Source organism: Wolbachia endosymbiont of Pentidionis agamae, from assembly GCF_036711655.1.
Taxonomy (GTDB): domain Bacteria; phylum Pseudomonadota; class Alphaproteobacteria; order Rickettsiales; family Anaplasmataceae; genus JAZHPY01.
In genome coordinates this window covers 1-708 of sequence record NZ_JAZHPY010000146.1, presented here as the reverse complement: position 1 = coordinate 708, position 708 = coordinate 1, and the positions used below count along the sequence as shown (strand labels likewise).

Annotated in this window: 2 protein-coding genes; both read right to left on the bottom strand. The window is 33.1% G+C overall.

Features of this window, described 5'->3' with window-relative positions; all coding sequences use genetic code 11:
* Positions 1 to 130: 130 nt before the first annotated feature.
* Entirely contained in the window at positions 131 to 334 is a 204-nt protein-coding gene (locus V6U76_RS05370; RefSeq protein WP_333024115.1) for a hypothetical protein, read from the bottom strand.
* A 31-nt stretch (positions 335 to 365) separates the two neighbouring features.
* Positions 366 to 647: a head-tail joining protein gene (locus V6U76_RS05365; protein ID WP_333024114.1), complete on the bottom strand. Its 282-nt coding sequence runs from the start codon at positions 645 to 647 to the stop codon at positions 366 to 368.
* Between the last annotated feature and the right edge of the window lie 61 nt (positions 648 to 708).

The following is a 708-nucleotide window of genomic DNA, read 5'->3' as shown; positions in this document are numbered from 1 at the left end:
TTATATCCTCTTGGCATTGTTGCCATAAATGCTCCCATAAGTTGGTGCTTTCCAACCTTTGCTCCTTTTTTGGTTTGTCTCATACTGCCAAGCGATGGTGCATCATATAAATTCGCTCTAATTAATACTTCTAACGTACTTGCCCTAGCTTTCTCAGCCTTTTCCTCATTATCATTAGTTTTATCTGTTTTTCTTCACTGATTTCTTTTGCAGCATGTGACTTTAACCAGAGTGCAGTTTTATTCAGTGCTCTTACCGCTGCTAATCGTACTTGCTGTTCAGTTGCATTAATATCTTTAATAATCTGATTGATATCATTATTAATAGTGAGCATTTTAATTATCCATAATCATAGCATTTATTTCCTAAACCATACCTGAGTTATCTCGAAGTGGTGGTGAGTGTATTTTATACCTGCAATCACCAATAACAAAAATATCTCCTATCATTGGTTGCAATATATCAAAAACACTAACCTTCAAATTCAACATTTTTCCAACAAATTGACCATCACCAATCTCATAAAACTTATCTGGTTGTTGTTTTAGTATTTGTACTAAGTATGTTTTACCATTTGACTTATATAAAGCCTCATGTCCTAAATATAAAAAACAATCAGCAAATAATCTTTGCACATGTTTAAACATATTAAGCTGTGATTTTTACTAGTATTCCAGGTCTATGGCACATAGGAAGTGGATTTGATTG

Coding starts and splice junctions, on each gene's coding strand:
- V6U76_RS05365 (WP_333024114.1), bottom strand. CDS start 647: ATGTTTAAACATGTGCAAAGATTATTTGCTGATTGTTTTTTATATTTA.
- V6U76_RS05370 (WP_333024115.1), bottom strand. CDS start 334: ATGCTCACTATTAATAATGATATCAATCAGATTATTAAAGATATTAAT.